Annotated in this window: 7 protein-coding genes and 1 pseudogene; 4 read left to right on the top strand and 4 right to left on the bottom strand. The window is 33.8% G+C overall.

Annotated elements, in window-relative coordinates; all coding sequences use genetic code 11:
- Positions 1-21: 21 nt before the first annotated feature.
- Positions 22-329: pseudogene (locus OZD64_RS02090) on the bottom strand (transposase); the annotation flags it as partial.
- A 136-nt stretch (positions 330-465) separates the two neighbouring features.
- Between OZD64_RS02090 and OZD64_RS02085 the strand changes: the two are divergent.
- Entirely contained in the window at positions 466-1173 is a 708-nt protein-coding gene (locus tag OZD64_RS02085) for a pyridoxine 5'-phosphate synthase (protein WP_190321110.1), read from the top strand.
- Here OZD64_RS02085 and OZD64_RS02080 read toward each other — a convergent pair.
- The 3 genes from OZD64_RS02080 to rplM all read right to left on the bottom strand — a co-directional run bounded on the left by OZD64_RS02080 (position 1166) and on the right by rplM (position 2548).
- A complete protein-coding gene (locus tag OZD64_RS02080) occupies positions 1166-1477 on the bottom strand; it encodes an HU family DNA-binding protein (protein WP_038199051.1) in 312 nt (103 codons plus the stop codon). The genes OZD64_RS02085 and OZD64_RS02080 overlap by 8 nt on opposite strands.
- Positions 1478-1623: 146 nt before the next feature.
- A complete protein-coding gene (gene rpsI, locus OZD64_RS02075; protein WP_006279875.1) occupies positions 1624-2079 on the bottom strand; it encodes a 30S ribosomal protein S9 in 456 nt (151 codons plus the stop codon).
- 10 nt (positions 2080-2089) lie between these two features.
- Positions 2090-2548, bottom strand: a complete 459-nt coding sequence (rplM, locus tag OZD64_RS02070) for a 50S ribosomal protein L13 (protein ID WP_010082596.1) — start codon at positions 2546-2548, stop codon at positions 2090-2092.
- Positions 2549-2677: 129 nt separating this feature from the next.
- Between rplM and OZD64_RS02065 the strand changes: the two genes are divergently transcribed.
- The 3 genes from OZD64_RS02065 to OZD64_RS02055 all read left to right on the top strand — a co-directional run bounded on the left by OZD64_RS02065 (position 2678) and on the right by OZD64_RS02055 (position 5151).
- Entirely contained in the window at positions 2678-3901 is a 1224-nt protein-coding gene (locus tag OZD64_RS02065) for a TolC family protein (RefSeq protein WP_274999218.1), read from the top strand.
- Positions 3902-3920: 19 nt separating this feature from the next.
- Positions 3921-4496: a PopZ family protein gene (locus OZD64_RS02060; RefSeq protein ID WP_010082598.1), complete on the top strand. Its 576-nt coding sequence runs from the start codon at positions 3921-3923 to the stop codon at positions 4494-4496.
- A 76-nt stretch (positions 4497-4572) separates the two neighbouring features.
- On the top strand, positions 4573-5151 hold the full coding sequence (locus OZD64_RS02055) for an RlmE family RNA methyltransferase (RefSeq protein WP_274999217.1): 579 nt from the start codon (positions 4573-4575) through the stop codon (positions 5149-5151).
- The last annotated feature ends 183 nt before the right edge of the window (positions 5152-5334 follow it).

Raw genomic sequence — 5334 nt, 5'->3', positions numbered from 1 at the left:
TGTACTTTATAGCAGTTACTATATAAAAAAATATTTTACTCTTTTTGACTGGCCAGGGCTTTTTTTTAAATGTCTCTTTCCCTTGTTACTTTTGCTAACTCTTTCTGTAAATCAAATCTCTCTTTGTCGTAAGGAGCCATGTTACCTCTACCTGGAAATGCATCTGCTGCCGACTTTTTTTCGTTGTGTTTCTTTATCCATTTTCCTAATAAACCACCCTTTATTCCTAAATCCTTTGCTGTTTTTGTAATTGTTTGACCTACCTTTCTTTGTTCATTTGCCAGCTTAACAGCTTCCAATTTGAACTCTGCCGTATATTCTCTTGCCATTTCTAATCCTCCAAAATTTTATTTTACCCAAAAAAACTCTTTTCTTTCTCTCCACTTTTTCTGGATAAGGTCAAACAATGACTATGCAAAAAACCTAATAACATGTATAATCTATAAATAATTTCTGAGGTAGATTGTGAAACTAGGTGTTAATATCGATCACGTTGCAACCCTCCGCAACGCACGTGGAACTTCTTATCCAGATCCATTGAAAGCAGCAGAAATAGCCATTGACGCTGGAGCAGACTTTATTACTGTACACTTACGAGAAGATAGAAGGCATATTAGAGATGAAGACGTATTTAACCTAAAAAAAAGCATTAGCACTGAGCTAAATCTTGAAATTGCAGCCACGGAAGAAATGCTTGAAATAGCAAAAAAGGTAAAACCCTATTCGATTAGTATAGTACCAGAAAAAAGAGAAGAATTAACAACCGAAGGTGGCCTGGATATCGTGAATATGCACAGTAAACTTTCTAGTATAATAGAGGAAATGCATAGCTCTAGCATAAAAGTCTCACTGTTTATCGATCCAAATATTGATCAACTAAAATATCTTGAAAAGCTAGGGACAAAACCTGACATAATAGAAATTCACACAGGGGATTACTGTGATAATCCATCAGAAAAAAAGTTACAGTTAATTACTAATGCTGCAGAGTACGTCAATAAATTAGGAATAGAATGCCACGCAGGACATGGCATAACTTATAAACACGCTAAGAAGATGACAAGAATATCTCACATCTCAGCTCTTAACATAGGCCACTATTTAATTAGCGAAGCTGTATTTTACGGCTTACACAGCGTAGTAAAAACAATGAAAATGACAATGTCTAACTAACTGCTGCTTTTTCCTTCTCATTTAAAATACTTAAAAGAGTTTCGCTTGCTTTAAATTTTACCCTTGTCTTTTTAGGAACAGTCATGATCTGACCACTTTGGGGGTTACGACATTGTTTTTCCTGACTGATAGCAGTAGAAAATGTTCCTATTCCATGCAAACGTATTTCACCTTTCCCATGCAGCTCATTCTTTATTATTTTAATAAACGCATCATGAATCTTGCTCAAATCAGATTTTGTTATATCTATATTCTGACTAGAACAATCTTCCTTTAATTGTTTTATTATATCTTCTTTACTCATAAATTACCTTAATATTGAAAAAATCACATAAATAGCATATTATGTTGACACCGATAGTCAACTAAATTCATCACAAAAATAGAGGATATCATACATTTTTGCAAATATTTGTATAATACTTACAAAAAAACACCCCTATAAAATAACTATCTCTTAGAAAATTGACACTTTTTCCGAGCTTTATGTTGACCATATTTCTTACGTTCAACAACACGTGAATCTCTAGTTAAGAACTCACCATTACGTAGTATAGAATGCAAATCTTGGCTTACACTACTTAAAGCTCTGCTTATTCCATGAGCTAGAGCACCTGCTTGACCAGATAGCCCTCCACCTTTTACAGTTGCAAATACATCGTATTTATCCAATGTGGAAGTTGCAACAAATGGCATTTTTACTATTTGGCACACTGACTCTCTTTTAAAATAAGAAATTAGATCGCCTTTTTTGTTAACACTAAATTTTCCACTCCCCGGCTTTATCCATACTCTTGCTACAGATTCTTTTCTTCGGCCTGTAGCATATAAACGACCAAGCGAATCAACTGCTGATTTAATTGTCTTTTCTGACCAATCATTGTTATTTATTGTAGAACTCTTCATTTTTACTCCATTACTTTTTATTTTTACGATTCAAAGAGGCAAAATCTATCTTTTCAGGTTGCTGTCCTTGATGCTTATGCTCTGAACCAGAATAAACATACAAATTTTCAAAGCGTCTACGTGCCATAGGCCCATCATCAAGCATCCTTTTCACTGCCATTTCTATTACACGCTCAGGAAATTTGCCATTTAAAATATTATCTGGAGTAGTTTTCTTCAAACCACCAGAATAACCTGTATGCTTATAGTAAATTTTATCTTTAAGCTTCTTTCCGGTGAAATGCACCTTTTCTGCGTTGATAATAATTACATTATCGCCACAATCCATATGAGGTGTATACTCAGGTTTATGCTTTCCACGTAATAGTGTCGCTACAAATGCTGCAAGCCTCCCTACCACTAATCCTTCTGCATCTATGACAAACCACTTTTTATTGATTTGTTTCTCCTTTAAGAAAAAAGTCTTCATTATTTGATCCAACAATAGTAAGCTATGATATACTTAATTTCTCAATAGTGTCAACAATATTAGTTATTGATTATTAAAGTAATTTATGTTAGTAATTGAGCTGCGCAACCAATATGCATAGGAATTAGAATGTTTCGATTGATTATCACACTTGCGATCATTTTTAATACTATAAGTTGCTATGCAACCGATGTGGGAGAAGTGATAAGCAAAGCCATCAAAAATAGCTCAAAAATAAAGTCTCAATTTTACCAATATAAAAGCGCAGAAAAACACTATAAATCTTCTGGGTTAGCTGGATTTTTACCTGACATTAATTTGCAATACAATTTCGATAGTAACTTTAATCTTGATACATCTGAAAAAAAACTTACATTGCGCCAGAAATTAATCGATGGCGGTGGTACCTTTGCCACATTCAGTCGATCAAGCCATCTTCTCAAAGCAGAAAAGATGCGATTTCAGCAATTAAAACAAGAGCTTGCACTTAATGCTGTGAAAGCATATGTTAATGTTTTACAAAAGACAGAAATATTAAAGCTCAGAGAACATAAAGAACGCGTTTCTTTGGAACATTTGTCAGCTATGAAAAAACGCTTTTCCCTTGGAGAGGTAGCCAATGCTGAAGTTTTGTTAGCAAAAGCAAAATTTTCGTCTTCTATATCCGAAAGAGTTGATGCTGAAGGTAAATTAAAGTTGGTAAATATTGCTTATTATCATTTGATTGGCGAAGATGCTGATGACCTTTCTGAAGCTAATGATAAACTACCTTCTGTTCCAGAGCTAAATGAATGTTTACAGTTAGCAAAAACCAATAATTTATCTCTAAAAGCAGCAGTTTATCAAAAAAGAGCAGCCGGAATGGAAGTGATTGCTGAAAGCTCCAAGTGGCTTCCTTCTTTAAATCTAAGTGCAAGCAAAAATTTTGGGGAGGATGGTATGAAGGTAGACAAACTATTAGAAAATGTTCATGTAGTTTTTACTCTTGATGTTCCAATCTTTAAGAGAGGAGTTAATGCTTTTGGTGTCAGTAAAGCTAAAATGGATGCAAAAAAATCTACCTACGATTATTATGAAACGGTAAAAAATATAGAACAAGCAGTTGTAAATGCTTGGAATAATGTGTTGACAGCAAAGGCCATTATCAAAGCAAGTCAAGAAGCGGAAAAAGCAGCAGCTCTAGCATTGGAAGGAGTTGAGCAAGAAGTAAACTTAAATTTAAAGAGTACATCTGACCTTTTGGACACTGAAGATGCATTATTTAAAGCACGTTCAGACTTAGTTGAAGCAAAAAGCAATTATGTGATTAGTGTTTACAACTTGCTTTTTATGATAAATAGTATAAACCTCTAAATTTAATGGTATTAGCACTATGCATGATGAACAAGGTAATCAATCTGTAAAAGATATCCTAGAAGATATAAAAAAAGCTATATCGGGTAAAAACGCGAGTAACGATAAAGCAGAAATAAAGGATGAAAATGATGATGTGCTATACCTTGAGGAAGAGTATCCAGAAGAAATAGAAGAAGATGGCAAAAAAGAAAATAATGAAAAAGAGGACATTGATAATGATGACCAAAGTGAGGAAATGGCTTGCAACAATAACCAATTTAATGGCCATAGCTACAATTCAGAAGAAAAAAAAGATATTTATTTGTACGATAATATCCAAATGAGTAATAACAAAGCGAGTAATAGCGGCTTACAAGCGCAAAATAACGATCATCTAATTTTAAAAGAGAATATGGAAGAGATCAAAGCGTTGCTTGGAAAAATGCAAAACGAATTACAGCATAAACAACAAAAAAAAGCGAACCTTACTGTTGAAGAATTAGTTACATCTCTTTTAAAACCTCAGCTCTCAGAATGGCTGAATAAATATCTACATGCACTGGTAAAAGAAGTAGTTGAAAAAGAACTTAAAGATATAATCAATAATAAGTAGGGTATTAGCAATAAAAACTAGAGTAAAGACGGCTAGAGGCAGAAAACTATCTTCAACAAGGTGGCTACATCGTCATTTGAATGATCAGTATGTGCAAAAAACTAGCAAGGATGGTTATAGGTCACGCTCAGCATATAAGCTGGTAGAAATGGATAACAAATTTAAATTATTCCAAGAAGGGCAAAAAATTATTGATCTTGGTGCTTCTCCTGGTGGATGGTCACAAGTTGCATCTCAGAAAGGTGCAAATGTGGTTGCTCTTGACATAAAACCAATGAACGCAATTAATGGAGTAGAGTTTATACAATGTGATATTATCAATGAGTTTGAAATTTTAAGAGAAAAATTCAAGGATCAAAAATTTGATGTAATTTTATCTGACATGGCGCCCGAATCTTGTGGTTTAAAATCGTTGGATCATATCAGAATTATGCTTTTATGCGAAGCAGCGCTCAATTTTGCAAAGCATTTCTTGAGTCATGGTGGCACGTTTGTAGTAAAAATTTTCCAAGGAGAATCTGACAAAGATTTTTGTAACGAGCTAAAAAAAATGTTTAAAACAGTAAAATACTTTAAACCAAGGTCAAGTAGATCTGAATCTACAGAAATGTATTTGGTAAGTTTAGGCTTTATTGGCAGCAAACCTTCTATATAATATTAATCTAGGTAGTCCGCAGAAACAAAAAACTTGCTTGACAAACCTCGCCAGCCCCCTTATCATGAAACTGAAGCTATTGTATTTGCTTTCGCCAATCTGCAGATTAAAAGGTAAGGATTACTTAATGTATCGGCGTCTTATGTTCAATTTTTTGCAGTATATAGATACTGTATGTCTTTA

The organism is Wolbachia endosymbiont of Drosophila tristis (assembly GCF_028981745.1).
GTDB classification, from domain to species: domain Bacteria; phylum Pseudomonadota; class Alphaproteobacteria; order Rickettsiales; family Anaplasmataceae; genus Wolbachia; species Wolbachia pipientis.
This window is presented reverse-complemented; position numbering and strand designations above follow the sequence as displayed.

Excerpts from the sequence above, each read along its gene's own strand:
- OZD64_RS02080 (WP_038199051.1), bottom strand. The coding sequence starts at position 1,477 with ATGAGTAAAGAAGATATAATAAAACAATTAAAGGAAGATTGTTCTAGT.
- rpsI (WP_006279875.1), bottom strand. The coding sequence starts at position 2,079 with ATGAAGAGTTCTACAATAAATAACAATGATTGGTCAGAAAAGACAATT.
- rplM (WP_010082596.1), bottom strand. The coding sequence starts at position 2,548 with ATGAAGACTTTTTTCTTAAAGGAGAAACAAATCAATAAAAAGTGGTTT.
- OZD64_RS02065 (WP_274999218.1), top strand. The coding sequence starts at position 2,678 with ATGTTTCGATTGATTATCACACTTGCGATCATTTTTAATACTATAAGT.
- OZD64_RS02060 (WP_010082598.1), top strand. The coding sequence starts at position 3,921 with ATGCATGATGAACAAGGTAATCAATCTGTAAAAGATATCCTAGAAGAT.